Here is a 15,702-nt window from a genome sequence, read left to right as displayed (position 1 = left end):
CGCGGGGCGATCAGCGCAGGGCGGAGGTGCGGGGGCCGAGGCCGAGGCCCGCGGCGGCGCGGAGCTGATCCGCGGTGTCGACGTCGCGACGCAGCGTCGACGCCGCGGGCACGTGGAGCTCGGCGAAGCCGGCCACCCGGTGGCGCGCAGCGGAGCCGTCGCCGAACGCGGGTTCGAGCTTCACGCCCGGCCGGGCCGTGACGAGCGTGGTGCCCCTGCCCTCCACGTCGGGCACCATCGACAGGGGGCGCGACGCGGCGGCGTCGAGCGCCGCATCGAGATCCCGCGGATCGAGGGCCGGCAGGTCGCCGAGCAGCACCGCACGTGGACGGGTGGCGTCGGCCGCCGCGATCCCGGCGGCGATGGCGGCGTTCAGCCCCGCACCGGGATCCGGGATCACGCGCACCGAATCTGTGGTCGTCGAGCGAGCGAAGCCCGTCGAAACGTCATCGCGCCATCCCTCGACCTCTGCCGCCACGTGGGCATCCGAGGTCACCACCACGACCTCCGCGACGCGCTCCGCGCGGCTCGCCGCCTCGATCGTGTCGAGCGCGATCGCGGTCGCGAGCTCGGCGCGGTCCGGATGCTCCAGGCGCGACTTGCCGGTCGCCCCCTTCACGGGGACGACGACGATCCATTCCCTCAACGGAATCTCTCGCGCAGGCGGGGGAGCACCTGCTCGCCGTAGAGGCGCAGGAACGCCTCCTGGTCGTGGCCCGGGTCGTGGAAGACGAGGTGGCGGAAGCCGAGGTCGACGTAGGTCGCGATCGCCTCGATGTGCTGCTCGACGTCGTCCGACACGATGAAGCGGGAGGCCGCGCGTTCGATCGGGAGCTCCTCGGCGCGGCGCTGCATCTCGATCGGGTCGTGGATCCCGGTCTTCTCCTCGGGCTTCAGGGCGAGCGGCGCCCAGAAGCGCGTGTTCTCCTTCGCCTTCTCGAGGTCGGGCCGGAACGACACCTTCACCTCGATGAGCGTGTCGACGTCGGCGCCCTCGCGCCCGCCCTTCTGGATGCCCTCCTCGAACGCCGGCAGCAGGGTGTCGGTGTAGAGCGCCGGGTCCTTGCCGCTGGTGGTGATCCATCCGTCGGCCATGCGGCCTGCCAGGCGGGTCGCGGCCGGGCCGGACGCCCCGATGTAGATCGGCACCTGCGTCTCGGGACGGTCGTAGATCGTGGCGTTGCTGGTCGAGTAGTACGTTCCCTCGAACGTCACGCGCTCCTCGGTCCACAGCCGGCGGATGAGCGTGATCGCCTCCTTCATGCGCTGGAAGCGCTCGGGAGACTCGGGCCAGTCGAGGCCGAGCGTGACCTCGTTGAGCGCCTCGCCCGTGCCGACGCCCAGGATCATGCGGCCCGGGTGCATGGCGCCGAGCGTGCCGAACGCCTGCGCGACGACGCCCGGGTGGTAACGGAACGTCGGGGTCAGGACCGAGGTGCCGAGCAGCACGCGGCTCGTGCGCTCGCCCGCCGCGCCGAGCCACGGGAGCGCCGCGGGCGCGTGTCCGCCGTCGTGCATCCACGGCTGCAGGTGGTCGGAGAGGAACACCGAGTCGAAGCCCATCTCCTCGGCGAGAACCGCGTAGTCCAGGAGCTCGCGCGGACCGAACTGCTCGGACGAGGCCTTGTAGCCGAAGCGCATCGGGATGGTCATGAGACTCCTTCGTCAGGGGATCAGGGCGGGATCGTTCAGCTCCGCGCGCACGCGGTCGAGGCGGGCGCGGAAGTCGGCCACGGTGCCGGGCCACAGCAGGGTCAGGCGGCCCGATCGGGCGTCCGTATACCAATTGCGGCATCCACCGTCGAGCCACGGGGTCCCGGCGGCGCGGGCGGCGATCTCGGCGGTGTGTGCCGCCTCCGCCTCGGCGCTGACCCGCACCTCGCGCCCCGCGGCGATGAGCTCCGCGGCGAAGCGCGCCTGCTCCTCCATGATCAGCACGGCGGAGTTGTGGCCGAGCGACGCGTTGGGGCCGTTGAGCACGAACAGGTTCGGGAAGCCGGTCACCAGGGTCGAGCCCACCGCGGTCATCCCGCCCGACCAGTGCTGGTCGAGCGTCAGGCCGCTCTCGCCGGTGACGCGATGGGCGTACGGCTGCCGCGCCGCCTCGAAGCCCGTGGCGAGCACGAGCACGTCGGCCTCGTACCGGGCGCCGCTCGCCGCGACGAGCGTGCCGCGGTCGACGCGGGTCAGCGCCGACGGCTCGAGCGTCACGGACCCCGAGGCGAGCGCGGGGTAGAAGTCGTCGCTCAGCAGCACGCGCTTGCAGCCGAACGCGTAGTCCGGGGTGAGAGCGGCCCGCAGCGCGGGATCCGGCACCTGCGCCGCGAGGTGGGCGAGCGCCTGCTCACGCGCGGCCGCCGCCGCGGTCGCGTCTCCGGAGCGGGAGGCGAACCGCGCCTCGCCCTCGGCGTGGAGCTGTGCGCGCAGCGAGCTCAGCGCCGCCGGATCGCCGGCCCAGCGGTCGCGCTCGTCCTCCCCGTACGGGCGGTCGCCGCGGGGCACGATCCAGGCCGGGGTGCGCTGGAACAGCGTCACCCGCGCGCCGCGGCGCGCGAGCTGGGGAACCAGCTGGATCGCGCTCGCGCCGGTGCCCACCACGGCGACGCGCGCGCCCTCGATGGGCGCGGCATCGTCCCAACGCGCTGAGTGGAACGCCGGCCCGGGGAAGGACCCGAGCCCCGGCACGTCCGGCAGCGCGGGCTCGGTGAGCCGCCCGCACGCGAGGATCAGGTGCTCGCAGGAGAGCTGTTCGTTGAGCGAGGGAGCTTGCGACCGAGTCGAAACGGAGGAAACCGCCTGAGGCAGGTTGCTCCGTTTCGACTCGCTTCGCTCGCTCGACGAACGAGTGAGCGAGACCATCCACCCCGTTCCGTCCCAGTGGGCGGCCGTGAGCTCTGCGCCCAGGCGGAGGTGGCGGTCGAGGCCCTCCGCGCGGACCACGTGCTCGAGGTAGGCGCGGATCTCGCCGCCCGGTGCGAAGGTGCGCGACCAGTGCGGCCAGGGGTGGCTGCTCAGCCCGTACAGGTGCGCGGGCACGTCGCACGCGACGCCCGGGTACGTGTTGTCGCGCCATGTGCCGCCGACGGCATGCGCTCGCTCGAGGATGACGAAGTCGGTGACCCCGGCGGAGCGCAGCGCGAGCGCCGCGGCGATCCCGGCGAATCCGGCGCCGACGATGACGGTCCCGACGCGCTCCGTCACGGCCGCGCCCCCACGTCGCCGTAGGTCGTGGACCGCTGCCGGAACGGCCGGAACAGCCCGGCGGCGATGCGGCGCGCCTCGGCGAGCGGCAGCTCGAGACCGCGCTCCACGCCCGCCCCGGGCAGCACGCGCCCGTCGAGCAGCGTGCCGCCGAGGTCGTCGCCGCCCGAGCGCAGCAGCTCGATCGACGTCGGGACGCCGTGACGCGTCCACGGGATCTGGATGTGCGGGATCGCGCCCGACAGCAGCAGGCGCGAGACGGCCGCCATCGCGCGGTGCTCGTCCAGCGGGCGCCGACCCGGTACGAGCGCCACGCCGCCGCCCAGGGGCTCGGGGAGCGGGATCGGCACGAACTCGGTGAAGCCGCGCGTGCGCGACTGGATGTCCGCCAGCTCGCGCAGGTGGGCGATGCGCTCGGCTGCGGTCTCGACGTGCCCGTAGAACAGGACCGAGGTGGAGCGGAAGCCCGCCTCGTGCGCCGCCACGATGTTCTCGCGCCACCGGTCGATCTCCAGGTCCCCGGGCGCGACCAGCCGGCGGACCCGCTCGCTGAGCACCTTGACTCCCGTTCCGGGAACGGTGTCCACGCCGCTCTCGCGCATCGCCGCGAGGGCGCCGGCGAGGCCCCGTCCGGAGCGGTCCGCGAGGTCCGCGACGTCCTGCGGGCGGTACGCGTGCAGGTGCATGCCCGGAGCGGCATGCTTGATCGTCCGGGCGATGTCGAGATACGACTCGGCGTCCTCGCTCGGGGCGACGAGGCCCTGGACGCAGATCTCGGTCAGGCCCAGGTCCGCGGCGTCGCGCGCGATCTCGGCGAGGGCGTCCAGGTCGTACGTGTCGGGCTCGCCGGTCCGGCGCCGGCGGAAGCCCGTGGAGGCGACGTTGCGGTTCGCCACGATGGTCAGCGCCTCGCCGACCGTGTACCGCCGCACGTCATCGGCGGTCGCGGCGAGGGCGTCGGCGTCGGCCCCCTCGGCTCGGAGCAGCGCCTCCCATTCCGCGTCGTCCAGCGTGGACGGCTCGGAGGCGGCGCGGTTCAGCAGGGTCTCGAACGCGCGCGCGGCGCTTCGCGCCGGCGCGTCGACCATGGCCCGCGGCTCCGGACGGACCACGCCGCCGTCGGCGCCCACGCGCGCGAGGCCGTCCGGGCCCGCGAGCGCGTAGGTGGCGGGGCGGATGGCGGGGTCTAGCCACTCGTCCGCGACATACGGCGGGTGGGCCGTGAGGCGCTCGCGCAGCGTGAAGCCCGACTCCGCCGTGGCGGCCGCGAGGTCGTCGAGATGCGGCCAGGGGCGCTCCGGGTTGACGTGGTCGGCCGTGAGCGGCGAGACGCCGCCCCAGTCGTCGGCGCCCGCGCGCACCAGGAGGTCGAGCTCCTGCGGGTCGGAGAGGTTCGGCGGCACCTGGATGCGCATGCCGGGCCCCATCACCAGCCGGGCGACCGCCACGGCGGCCACGTACTCGCGCAGGTCGGCGTCGGGCGCACCCTGCATGGCCGTGCGGGGCTTCGCGCGGAAGTTCTGCACGATGATCTCCTGCAGATGGCCGTGGCGCGCGTGCGCGTCCCGCAGGGCCACGAGGGACTCCGCGCGGTCGCGCAGGGTCTCGCCGATGCCGACCAGGATCCCGCTCGTGAACGGGATGCGCGCCGCTCCGGCGTCGTCCAGCAGCCGCAGCCGCACGTCCGGGTCCTTGTCCGGCGACCCGTAGTGCACCTGCCCGGGCTCCTCGTAGAGCCGGCGGGAGGTCGTCTCGAGCATCACGCCCATGGACGGCGCGACGGGACGCAGCATCGCCAGCTCGCCCGGCGTCATGATGCCGGGGTTCAGGTGGGGGAGCAGGCCGGTCTCGGCGGTGATGGCCCGCGCCATGTCGGCGACGTACTCGAGCGTGGATCCGTAGCCGTGCCGGTCCAGCCACGCGCGCGCCTCGGGCCAGCGCTCCTCGGGGCGGTCGCCGAGCGTGAGCAGCGCCTCCTTGCAGCCGAGGGCCTGCCCCTGCCGGGCGACGGCGAGCACCTGCTCGCGCGACATGTACTCGGGCTTGCGCTGCCGCAGCAGCTGACCGGGGGTGTCGACGAACACGCAGTAGTGGCAGCGGTCGCGGCACAGGGTGGTGAGCGGGATGAAGACCTTGCGCGAGTACGTCATGACGCCCGGCCGCCCGATCCGCTCCAGGCCGGCGTCGCGCACGCGCGCCGCGGCGGCCAGCAGGCGGTCCAGAGCCTCGTCCGTCGCCCCGAGCAGCGCCTCGGCGTCGGCGGCGTCGATCCGCGCGCTGTGCTCGGCGCGACCGAGCGCGGCCGCGAGTGCGGAGGCGTCCGAGCCGGCGACGGGTGGGGGATCGAGCAGCGTCACCGCTTCAGTCTCGCACCGCGTGCGAGGGCCGGGGCTGGGATGCCGATCGTCATCATCCTGTGAGGCGCGGCGCCTGGAGGCGGGCGGCGCGCCTGGCAGGATGGAGCCATGGTGACCCTGCTGCTCGACCAGGCGCAGCTGGAGATCGTGCTCACGCGCACGGAGCGCGTGCTCGCCGCCCAGCGTGAAGACATCCGGATCGACCGCGCGTCGATCGCGAAGCTGCAGCTCACGGACGAGCCGACGACGTGGATCCGCGGCGTGCGCGCCCCCGGCACCCACCTGCCGCGGCTGCTGTCGATCGGCACGTGGCGCTCGGCGCAGGGCAGGGACTTCGTGGCGGTGCGCCACGGCCGTCCAGGCGTGGTCATCGACCTCGAGGGCGACGAGCGCTTCTCGCGCCTGATCCTCTCGACCCGTCACGGTCTCAAGCTCGCGCAGGCCCTTCAGCTGGACGACGACGCCGAGGCGTAGCCCCGGCGCGCCCCGACCGGGGCTCAGCCGTGGTGCTCGTGGTGCGGGTGCTCGTGGTCCTCGTGCGAGTGCTCGTGGTGCTCGCTCTCGCCCGGGTCCTCGCCGCCCTCCGAGGCGGCCGCCTCGGCCTCGGCCGCCTCGGCGCGGATCGCGGCGATGACGTCGTACGCCTGGGTGGGCGTGTCATAGGGCGCGGGGGAGTCCGACTCGGTCGCGGCGATCGACTCGAGCACGTCCTGCGTCTCGGCGCCGGCCGACGCGTCGTCCTGGTCGTCCGCGTCTTCCTCGCGGCGGAAGGCCGCGAGGAAGGAGTCGAACACGTCGCCGGGCACGTCCTCGCGCTCGGCGGGGGCGCCCGTGCCGTAGAGTTCGTCCTCGGCCGTCTGCGCCTCATCGCCGGGCGCCAGCAGGCTGTCGAAGTCCTGGTCGTCCGGCAGGTCGATGACCGTGTCGGCGGTCTCGATGGGGTCCGGGTCGTCCGCGTCCTCCGCGGCGGGGTGCGGGATCTCGTCCTCCGACGGCGTCGGGAGCCAGCCGGGCGTCGGCTGCTCGCCGGGCAGGGAGGCGGCGATCAGCTCGGCCTCGCCGGCCACGACGTCCTTCTCGACCTCGGGGAGCGGCAGGCGCAGGAACGCCAGCGGGTCGCCATGCAGGGCAGATGCGGCGGGAGCGGCGTCGGCGGGCGCGCCCTCGGCTTCGTTGTCCTCGTCCGTGAGCGGCTGCTCGTCGACCGCGACCTCCGAGTCGGCCGTGGCGGGGGCGAACAGCTCGTCCACGGGCTCGACCTGTGCGCCCGCCTCGTCGACGGCGGGCGGCTCGGCCGCGGGCGCCGGGGCGACCGGAGCCTCCGCGGCGTCCGTCGGCTCGCTTGCCGCAGGAGTCGTGGTCTCGGCGGGCGCGGTCCAGGTGCCGTCGATGATCCGGATGTACACGTCCTCGAGGGTGTGCTGCTTCAGCTGCAGCGTCGAGAGCGGGATGCCCGCCTCGGCCGCGATCCCGCCGATCTGCGCCGTGGTCGCGGCCGGCACGGTGAAGCCGGCGCGCTTCAGCTCGAAGTCGATGCCGCGCGAGCGCAGCGCCTCGCTCAGGCCGGCCCGGTCGGGCGAGTCCACCGTCACGGCGGCGTCGATGTCGGCCAGCTTCTCGATGCCGCCGCTGAACAGCAGGCGGCCCTGGGAGATGATCAGGATGTCGTCGGCGACCTGCTCGACCTCGCTGAGGACGTGCGACGACATCAGCACCGTGCGGCCCTCGTCGGCCAGGCGGCGCATCAGCAGGCGGATCCAGCGGATGCCCTCGGGGTCGAGTCCGTTGGCGGGCTCGTCGAAGATCAGCACGCCGGGGTCGCCCAGCAGCGCCTCGGCGACGCCCAGTCGCTGACGCATGCCGAACGAGAACCCGCCGATGCGCATGTCCGCGGCACCGGTGAGGCCGACGATGTCGAGGACCTCGGCGACACGGGTCGCGGGGATGCCCACCTGGCGGGCCGCGGCGTGGAGGTGCCGCGTCGCGGTGCGGCGCGGCCGGTACTGGACGTTCTCGAGCACCGCGCCGACCTCGCGGCGGGGCTGCGACAGGCGCGCGTACGGCACGCCGCCGATCAGGGCCGCGCCCTGCGTCGGGCGGATCTCGCCCAGCAGGATGCGCAGCGTCGTCGACTTGCCGGCGCCGTTCGGGCCGACGAAGCCGGTCACGGCTCCCGGCTCGACGCGCGCGGTGAAGTCCGATACGGCGGTGATGTCTCCGAAGAGCTTGGTGACCCCGCGGAACTCCAGGACCTTGCCTTCGGTCATCCGCTCCCCCTTGTGCGTGAACAGGTTCCCCCTATCTTGACGGAGATCGGGCCGATCCCCCGCATTCGGGAGAGGAGGATGCGCCGATCCGCCGCGGAATCCCCGCCATCCCGGGGGTCGTGACCCGGTCCCCGGGGCCTTGTGGGCGCACCGGTCCCGGGCGCGCCGACGGGCCGGGGGTAACGTGGGGCGCGTGAGCTTCGAGACCTCCGACCCCCGTGTCCTCGCCCACCGCGAGGGCGGGCTCGGCACCATCACGCTCAACCGCCCGGAGGCCATCAACGCCCTCGACCTCGGCATGATCCATGCCATCCACGGCGTCCTCGACGCGTGGCGGGACGACTCCGACGTGCAGGTCGTGCTGTTCGACGCGGCGGGGGACCGGGGCTTCTGCGCGGGCGGAGACGTGCGGCGCCTGCACTCGGCGATCGTGCAGGGGGATCTGGCGGAGGCCGAGCGCTTCTTCCGCGACGAGTACGCCATGAACGCGGCGATCGACGAGTACCCGAAGCCGGTCGTGGCCTTCGCGGACGGCGTCACGATGGGCGGCGGGATCGGGATCGCCGGGCACGCGGACATCCGGATCGTGACCGAGACCTCCAAGCTCGCCATGCCCGAGACCCGGATCGGATTCACGCCCGACGTCGGCGGATCCTGGCTGCTGGGCCGCGCGCCGGGTCGCCTCGGCGAGTTCCTAGCCCTGACCAGCACCGTCATGGGGCCCGCGGACGCGATCCACGCGGGTCTCGCGGACCACTTCGTGCCCGCCGAGAACCTGCCGTCGCTGCATGAGGCGCTGACGACCCGCGCCGATCCCTCGACGCCGACCGAGCTGGTGCTGCTGTTCGACGAGACCCTCGAGGCCGGGCCGATCGAGCGGGCGCGGGAGTGGATCGACGAGGCCTTCGCGGCCGACACCCTCCCCGAGATCGTCGAGCGCCTGCAGTCGCTGCGCGACCGGGGCGTCGGAGAGGGTGAGCCCGTCAGCCCCGCGCTCGCACTGGAGGCCCTCGCGGAGCGGTCGCCCGTCGCGCTCGTCGTGACGCTGGGCGCGGTGCGCTCCGCCCGCGCGCTCCGCGGGCTGCGCCCGGCGCTCGAGCAGGAGTTCGCGCTCGTCTCGTGGTTCATGGCGACGCAGCCGGACATGCCCGAGGGCATCCGGGCGCAGCTGGTCGACAAGGACCGCTCGCCGAAGTGGAACCCGGCGTCCATCGCGGAGGTGTCGCCCGAGGTCGTCGGCGCGGCGTTCACGTTCCACGTGCAGCGGCCCCTGTTCGACTGACCCATCGCCCTACCTAGATGTACCCGGTCGGCACGTTGGTGACACTCGGGTAGGGAGAAGGCCTCCACGATTGGTGGTGTCTAACGTCACCGAAGTGGAGGCCTTCTCTTGGTCCACCGTAATGCGCGGCTCACTGTCGCGGGCCGTCTGATTCTCGTGCGCCGGGTCCTCGCCGGCCGTCCTGTCGCGCACGTCGCGAAGGAGATGGGCATCTCGCGCCAGTGCGCTCACCGCTGGCTGGCCCGGTACCGCGCCGTGGGTGAGGCCGGGCTGTCCGACCGGTCCTCTCGCCCCGCTTCGTCGCCGAGGGCGACTCCCGCGGCGACAGCAGCCGCGGTTGTCGAGCTGCGCTCGCGCGAGCGGCTCGGCCGCGACGACGTTGCCCGCCGTTGCGGGGTCAGCCCGCGCACCGCCTCCCGGCTGATCGCGAGGGCGGGCCTTCCGGCGTTGCATGAGCTGGACCCGGTCACGGGGATCGCGTTGCGAGCGTCGCGGCGCACCCAGGTCCGTTACGAACGCGACGCCCCGGGAGATCTGATCCACATCGACGTGAAGAAGCTCGGCCGCATCCCCGAAGGCGGCGGCTGGCGCTCCCAGGGTCCCGACTTCATCGATCACAACCACGGCCGGGACCGCCGGGTGAAGCTCGGGTTCGACTACGTCCACGTCGCCGTCGACGACCACTCCCGGCTCGCGTTCGCGCAGATCCTCCCCGATGAGAAGGGCACCACCTGCGCGGCGTTCCTCGCCGCCGCGGCGGAGTTCTTCGCCCGCCACGGCATCCACATCCGCGAGGTCATGACCGACAACGCGAAGAACTACACCGTCTCCGCCGCGTTCCAAGGGCAACTGGCCGCGCTCGACGCGAAGCACATCACGACCAGGCCGCACTGTCCCTGGCAGAACGGCAAGGCCGAGCGTTTCAACCGCACCATGCAGGAGTACTGGGCCTACCGCGCCCCCTACGTCTCCAACCAGCACCGCGCCGAAGCGCTCGCGCCCTGGCTCGAGCACTACAACTACGCTCGACCACACACCGCCTGCGACGGCCGACCCCCGATCAGCCGGGTGTCACCAACCTCATGACCGAGTACACCTAGAAGGGCGGCGGGTCGGTGCCGAGATCGGCGCGGGCGATCTCGGCTGATGCTTTGAACCTCACGACCGGTGTGGGTTTGTGCTTGTAGGCCTTGCCGGTGGGGCTGATGACCTCGATGACGCCGCCTGGGCCGTGACGGAAGTCCCAGTTCGAGTTGTGTTTGAGGACGTGGTGGGCGCGGCAGAGGTTGGCGAGGTTGCGGACGGTGGTGGGGCCGCCGTGGGAGTACGGGATGGTGTGGTCGTCCTCGCAGCGGATGGCGGGCTGCCGGCAGCCGGGGAAGCGGCAGTGCTCGTCCCGGGCGATGAGGAAGCGCCGCTGCGCTTTCGTGGGCGTGTAGGTGTCGACGGTCTTCAGGCACCCGGTGTCCGGGTTCTGGAACAGGCGCGTCCACTTGGCGGCCTCCCCTGCGAGGCGTCGGGCGGCCTCCGCGGGGATGGGTCCGTAGCCGGCGAGGAACGCGGACTCGTCGCCGACACCTGTCAGTGACTGCCACGGGACGGTGACCTGAACCGTGGCCTTGATCTTCATCAGGGCGTCGCCGCCGTGCTGGTCGATCAGCTCCGCCGTCGGCAGCCCGGCGAGGGCGATCTCAGCGAACACGTCCGCCCGGATCTGATCCAACGTCCGCTCGTCGGTCTCATCCTTGGTGCGGTAGATCGTGCGCGCCATCTGAGTGACCCGGTCATGCATCGCGTACACCGTCACCGCCGGACCGATGTACGTGAGCTCGCCCATCCCGTCCGGAAGCGGTGCCGCTCTCACCCCACGCTCGGCCATGGCCTCCTCGTGCCGCTCCTCCAGCGGCAGCGGCTCGATGTCGTCCGCGAGCTTCCGCGCGACGGAGCCCAGCTGTCCGCCGGTGAGCTTCTCCGCCCGCGGCAGGATGATCCGCTCGAACTCCGCCCGGGAGTCGTCATCCTCGAGGCGACTGCCGGCGTCGACGATCGCGCGGACATGGGCCTCGCTGATCCGGCCCTCCTCGAACAGGGCGAACGTGGCCGGGAACCCGTCCACCAGGTCGACCGCCCACTCCATCCGGGCCCTGATCGTGCGGTCTGACATCCGCCCGGCGACCGCGAACTCCGCGGCCATGGACCTCAGCGGGTGCTCGAACTCCGAACCCGTCCCACCCCGGCGGGTCTGGGCCTCGGCGATCGCGCGGCCCTCGGCGAGGATCCGCGCCTGCCGGGCATGCGCCTGGGCGATGATGACCTGCTGCTCCAGGTAATCGTCGACGAGCTCCGACGTGCGGGCGCGTTCGGCCGGGGTGGGAGCCCACCGGGTCGAAGTCGCCTGTGCCGTCATGGCCCGATTCTCCTCCGGGCCACCGACATTCACCGGGCCGGAAAGCGCAGATCAGCGATTCAAACCGAATCTGTGGAGAAGTCCTCGCGGGGGCATCCTGTGGACGAGCGGTGGGTTGGTCGGCAGGGAGGGTTTGGACACGTTTCGACTCCGCTCGCTGGCGCTCGCACCGCTCAACGACCACAGGGTGGGTTCGCGCTGGCACACTGGCGGCATGGTGAGCACGGCGGGATTCGGGACGTACGGAGTCTGGCGCGGCGCGGCGGCGCTGGACGCGGACTTCGCGCGCGGGGTGGAGCGGCTCGGCTTCGGCACGCTCTGGGTCGGCGGCTCGCCGGGCGGCGACCTCGGGATCGTGGAGGAGCTCCTCGACGCGACGGAGCGGATCGTGGTCGCGACCGGCATCGTGAACATCTGGAAGGACGACGCGCGAAGCATCGCCCGGTCGGCCCGCCGGATCGAGGAGCGCCATCCGGGTCGCTTCGTGCTCGGCATCGGCTCGGGCCATCGCGAGGCGACACCCCACCGCGTCCGTCCGCTCGCCGCGCTCACGGCGTACCTCGACGTGCTGGACGCCGAGGGCGTCGGGCGCGACCGGCGTCTCCTGGCCGCGCTGGGCGACCGCACGCTCACGCTCGCCGCGGAGCGCTCGCTGGGCGCTCATCCGTATCTCACGGTCCCGGCGCACACGCGGCACGCGCGCGGCGTCCTCGACGCGGCTCGTCCCGGGGCGCTGCTCGCCCCGGAGCTCAAGGTCGTGATCTCCGACGACCGGGAGCAGGCGCGCGCGGTCGCGCGCCGCTACCTGCGCCGCTACTTCTCGCTCGAGAACTACGTCGGCGCGCTGCGGCGCTTCGGCGTCGGCGAGGCCGCGTTCGCCGACGGCGGCTCGGACGAGCTGATCGACCTGGTCGCCGCGAACCCTACGGCCGGTGCGGCCGTCGCCGGCCTGCGGGCCCATCTGGACGCCGGCGCGGATCACGTCGCCGCGCAGGCCCTCGGCGACGACCCGCTCGGCGCGCTCGAACAGCTCGCCGAGGCGCTCACCCTCACGCGCTGAGCGCATCCGCCCCCCCGCCCGTGGGATTCTGGACGCATGCGGATCGGCGTGTTCCATCTGCGGCGCGAGCGGCCGCAGGCCCCGGGCTATCAGGCCCTGCTCGACCACCTCGACAGCGGGCTGCGCGCCGCGATCGACGAGCTCGGCTGGGAGGCCGACGTCGTGTACTCGGCCGAGCATCCGGTCGAGGCGAGCCTGGACGCCGTCGAGCGCGCCGACGTCCTGTTGCTGATGGGCGGCGAGGACGTCGAGCCGTCGCGCTACGGCGGCGCCGCCGAGTACCCCGGCAGCGGCCACCACGTGCCCGCGGCCGACGAGGCGCACATCGCGGTCGTCCGCGAGGCCATCCGGATCCGCAAGCCCCTGCTGGGCATCTGCCGGGGCCTGCAGGTCATGAACGTCGCGCTCGGCGGCACCCTCATCCAGGACATGGCGGGCCACCGCCTGCCGGACGCGCCGGATCCGTACGTGCGCACGCGCCTGACGATCGCGAACGCCCTCGCGGGCGACGTGGATCCCGCCGCGCCGGGCCGCTGCACGCACCACCAGGCGGTGGGCGAGCTCGCGCCCGGCCTCGAGGTCGTCGCCCGCGCGCCCGACGGCGTGGTCGAGGCGGTCGTGCACGCCGCCGCGCCGGTCACTGGTGTGCAGTGGCATCCCGAGCACCCCGACACCGCGCGCGAGCAGCTCGTGCCGCTGCTGCGCCGGCTCGAGGCGCAGCTCCGGGCACAGGACGCGCCCGCCGCGTCCGAGCCCGCACCCGCCTGAGCGAACGATCACCCCGAGGGCGCGGCGCGCGCGACGAGTCCGGAGCCCTGGAGCCCTGGAGCCCGGCGACATCGTCTCGACGCCCCGGAGGCCCGTCCGAGGCCGGAGCGGCCCACGGACTGGGACGCCGAGACCGGTGAGCCGCTGCGCGGCGCGACCGAACAGGGCGCGTTCGACGAGTCGCGCTGGGCCCGCGGCGAGGCGCGGAGCGTGTACGGCTTCGCGATGAACCACGAGGCGAGTTCCCGCGCGGCATCGGCGCCGACGAGGGCTCGCTGTGGGGCGAATACTTCTCCCTCGAGGCGCTCACCCGTCGTGCGCTGCCCGAGTGGGAGCGCCACTGGCAAGTCCCCGCCACCAGCACGGGCCCCGGAGAGCCGATCGACTCGGATCTCCGGGGCCTTCTCTATCCCCTCGCGGTCGCGCGCGCATCCGTCGCGCGACGGATTTCCCGGATCGCCGGAAGTGCGGGATGGCCTGGGATTCCGCCGTCAGCGGACAGGGCCGTCCGCGACTGGAGGATGTCGGAGGTCGGTGGCAGTCTCTATGGGTCCCGTGCGCGCACGCGCGGGGAGTTCCCCGTGGAGGCCCCTGTGCTCGGCAAGCTCCTGTTCCGATATCTCCGGCGATACAGATGGCTGCTCGCCGGCGTGCTGGTGTTCCAGTTCGCCGCGGCCCTCGCCGCCCTGTACCTTCCGTCCCTCAACGCAGACATCATCGACGAGGGAGTCGCCGAGGGCGACACCGGCTTCATCATCCGCACCGGCCTGGTGATGCTCGCGGTCTCGCTCGGTCAGATCGTCGCGTCGATCATCGCGACGGCCTGCGCCGCGCGGTCCGCGATGGCGGCCGGCCGCGACATCCGCCGCGCCGTGTTCGAGCGGGTCAGCTCGTTCTCCGAGCGCGAGGTCTCGCAGTTCGGGTCCGGATCGCTCATCACGCGCAACACCAACGACGTGCAGCAGATCCAGATGCTCGCGATGATGGGCGCGACCATGCTCGTGCAGGCGCCGATGCTGGCGATCGGCGGCATCATCATGGCGGTCCGTCAGGACGTCGGCCTCAGCTGGATCATCGGCGTCGCCGTGCCGGTGCTGCTCGTGCTCATGGGCCTGATCATCTGGCGCATGGTGCCGCTGTTCCGCAGCTACCAGACCAAGCTCGACGGCGTGAACCGCGTCATGCGGGAGCAGCTCACGGGCGTGCGCGTCGTGCGCGCGTTCGTGCGCGAGCCGATCGAGGAGGAGCGCTTCGGCGCCGCGAACGACGAGATCATGATCGTCGGCCGCAAGGTCGGATCGCTGTTCGTGCTGATGTTCCCGCTCGTCATGCTGGTGCTCAACGTCACGGTGGTGTCGGTCGTGTGGTTCGGCGCGTTCGAGGTCGACGAGGGCAGCGTCGAGATCGGCACCCTGTTCGCGTTCATGCAGTACGTCGGCCAGATCCTCGGCGGCGTGATGATGGCCGCGTTCATGACCGTGATGATCCCGCGCGCCGCCGTGTCGGCCGACCGCGTGGGCGAGGTGCTCGCTGTCGACAGCTCGCTGCAGCGGCCGGCCGAGGCGGTGTCGCACCTGCCGCGGCGCGGCGAGGTCGTGCTCGAGGACGTCGCGTTCACGTACCCGGGCGCGGACGAGCCGGTCATCCAGGGCGTGAGCTTCCGCGCGGATCCGGGCGAGACCGTCGCGATCGTGGGGTCCACCGGGGTGGGCAAGACCACGCTGATCAACCTCATCCCGCGGCTCTACGACGTCACGGCCGGATCGGTGAAGGTCGCGGGCGTGGACGTGCGCGAGGCCGACCTGGACGCGCTGTGGGCCGGCATCGGCCTGGTGCCGCAGCGGCCCTTCCTGTTCAACGGCACGATCGCGTCCAACCTGCGGTTCGGCCGCGAGGACGCCACCGACGACGAGCTGTGGGCCGCCCTCGAGATCGCACAGGCGGCCGACTTCGTGCGCGAGAAGCCGCGCGGGCTCGACGAGCCGATCGCCCAGGGCGGCACCAACGTCTCGGGCGGTCAGCGCCAGCGGCTGGCGATCGCCCGCGCGATCGTGAGCCGGCCCGACATCCTGATCTTCGACGACTCGTTCTCGGCGCTCGACCTCACGACCGACGCGCGCCTGCGCCAGGCGCTGTGGCGGGAGCTGCCCGGCGTGACGAAGATCGTGGTCGCGCAGCGCGTGTCGACCATCACTGACGCCGACCGCATCGTGGTGCTGGACGGCGGCCGCGTGGCCGGCGTGGGCACGCACGACGAGCTGCTCGAGAGCAGCGACACGTACCGCGAGATCGTGGACTCGCAGCTGGGGGTCGAGGCATGAGGCGCGTGGTGATGCCGAGGACGTCGGCGCAGTTCTCCG

12 protein-coding genes are annotated in these 15,702 nt (G+C 72.9%); 6 read left to right on the top strand and 6 right to left on the bottom strand.

Annotation, left to right across the window (positions count from 1 at the left end; genetic code table 11):
• Positions 1 to 10 precede the first annotated feature (10 nt).
• Genes cofC through cofG form a run of 4 tightly spaced genes read right to left on the bottom strand, consistent with a single transcriptional unit; the run spans position 11 to position 5,558 of the window.
• Positions 11 to 646 carry a 2-phospho-L-lactate guanylyltransferase gene (gene cofC / locus B5M43_RS09470; protein WP_134746487.1) on the bottom strand — a complete coding sequence of 212 codons (636 nt, stop codon included), beginning with the start codon at positions 644 to 646 and terminating at the stop codon, positions 11 to 13.
• Positions 643 to 1,653 carry a glucose-6-phosphate dehydrogenase (coenzyme-F420) gene (gene fgd / locus B5M43_RS09465; protein WP_134746489.1) on the bottom strand — a complete coding sequence of 337 codons (1,011 nt, stop codon included), beginning with the start codon at positions 1,651 to 1,653 and terminating at the stop codon, positions 643 to 645. The genes cofC and fgd overlap by 4 nt, the downstream gene beginning before the upstream one ends.
• 12 nt (positions 1,654 to 1,665) lie before the next feature.
• The gene (locus B5M43_RS09460; protein ID WP_134746491.1) at positions 1,666 to 3,201 is read right to left on the bottom strand and encodes an NAD(P)/FAD-dependent oxidoreductase; all 1,536 of its coding nucleotides are present in this window, start codon (positions 3,199 to 3,201) and stop codon (positions 1,666 to 1,668) included.
• The gene (gene cofG / locus B5M43_RS09455; protein WP_134746492.1) at positions 3,198 to 5,558 is read right to left on the bottom strand and encodes a 7,8-didemethyl-8-hydroxy-5-deazariboflavin synthase CofG; all 2,361 of its coding nucleotides are present in this window, start codon (positions 5,556 to 5,558) and stop codon (positions 3,198 to 3,200) included. The genes B5M43_RS09460 and cofG overlap by 4 nt, the downstream gene beginning before the upstream one ends.
• Before the next feature lie 108 nt (positions 5,559 to 5,666).
• Here cofG and B5M43_RS09450 point away from each other — a divergent pair, with 108 nt between their 5' ends.
• Positions 5,667 to 6,032: a hypothetical protein gene (locus B5M43_RS09450; protein WP_134746494.1), complete on the top strand. Its 366-nt coding sequence runs from the start codon at positions 5,667 to 5,669 to the stop codon at positions 6,030 to 6,032.
• Between the two features lie 23 nt (positions 6,033 to 6,055).
• Here the strand turns inward: B5M43_RS09450 and B5M43_RS09445 are convergent, their stop codons facing one another.
• Positions 6,056 to 7,825, bottom strand: a complete 1,770-nt coding sequence (locus B5M43_RS09445; protein ID WP_230667903.1) for an ABC transporter ATP-binding protein — start codon at positions 7,823 to 7,825, stop codon at positions 6,056 to 6,058.
• Positions 7,826 to 8,018: 193 nt separating this feature from the next.
• Between B5M43_RS09445 and B5M43_RS09440 the strand changes: the two genes are divergently transcribed.
• Both B5M43_RS09440 and B5M43_RS09435 read left to right on the top strand, forming a co-directional pair.
• Positions 8,019 to 9,107, top strand: coding sequence for an enoyl-CoA hydratase/isomerase family protein (locus B5M43_RS09440; protein ID WP_134747275.1), 1,089 nt, complete (start codon positions 8,019 to 8,021; stop codon positions 9,105 to 9,107).
• 108 nt (positions 9,108 to 9,215) lie between these two features.
• Positions 9,216 to 10,193, top strand: a complete 978-nt coding sequence (locus B5M43_RS09435; protein WP_134747273.1) for an IS481 family transposase — start codon at positions 9,216 to 9,218, stop codon at positions 10,191 to 10,193.
• A gap of 10 nt (positions 10,194 to 10,203) precedes the next feature.
• Here the strand turns inward: B5M43_RS09435 and B5M43_RS09430 are convergent, their stop codons facing one another.
• Positions 10,204 to 11,514, bottom strand: a complete 1,311-nt coding sequence (locus B5M43_RS09430; protein ID WP_230667899.1) for an HNH endonuclease signature motif containing protein — start codon at positions 11,512 to 11,514, stop codon at positions 10,204 to 10,206.
• Between the two features lie 214 nt (positions 11,515 to 11,728).
• Between B5M43_RS09430 and B5M43_RS09425 the strand changes: the two genes are divergently transcribed.
• From B5M43_RS09425 to B5M43_RS09415, 3 genes are all read left to right on the top strand, one after another.
• On the top strand, positions 11,729 to 12,574 hold the full coding sequence (locus B5M43_RS09425) for a TIGR03620 family F420-dependent LLM class oxidoreductase (protein ID WP_134746059.1): 846 nt from the start codon (positions 11,729 to 11,731) through the stop codon (positions 12,572 to 12,574).
• Between the two features lie 36 nt (positions 12,575 to 12,610).
• Positions 12,611 to 13,342, top strand: a complete 732-nt coding sequence (locus tag B5M43_RS09420; RefSeq protein WP_055993440.1) for a gamma-glutamyl-gamma-aminobutyrate hydrolase family protein — start codon at positions 12,611 to 12,613, stop codon at positions 13,340 to 13,342.
• Between the two features lie 593 nt (positions 13,343 to 13,935).
• Positions 13,936 to 15,663: an ABC transporter ATP-binding protein gene (locus tag B5M43_RS09415; protein WP_134746081.1), complete on the top strand. Its 1,728-nt coding sequence runs from the start codon at positions 13,936 to 13,938 to the stop codon at positions 15,661 to 15,663.
• Positions 15,664 to 15,702 lie beyond the last annotated feature (39 nt).

It is taken from the genome of Microbacterium sp. MEC084, from assembly GCF_004514465.2.
Taxonomy (GTDB): domain Bacteria; phylum Actinomycetota; class Actinomycetes; order Actinomycetales; family Microbacteriaceae; genus Microbacterium.
Note: the sequence above shows the minus strand (reverse complement) of the source record. Positions and strands in the feature narration are given on the sequence as shown.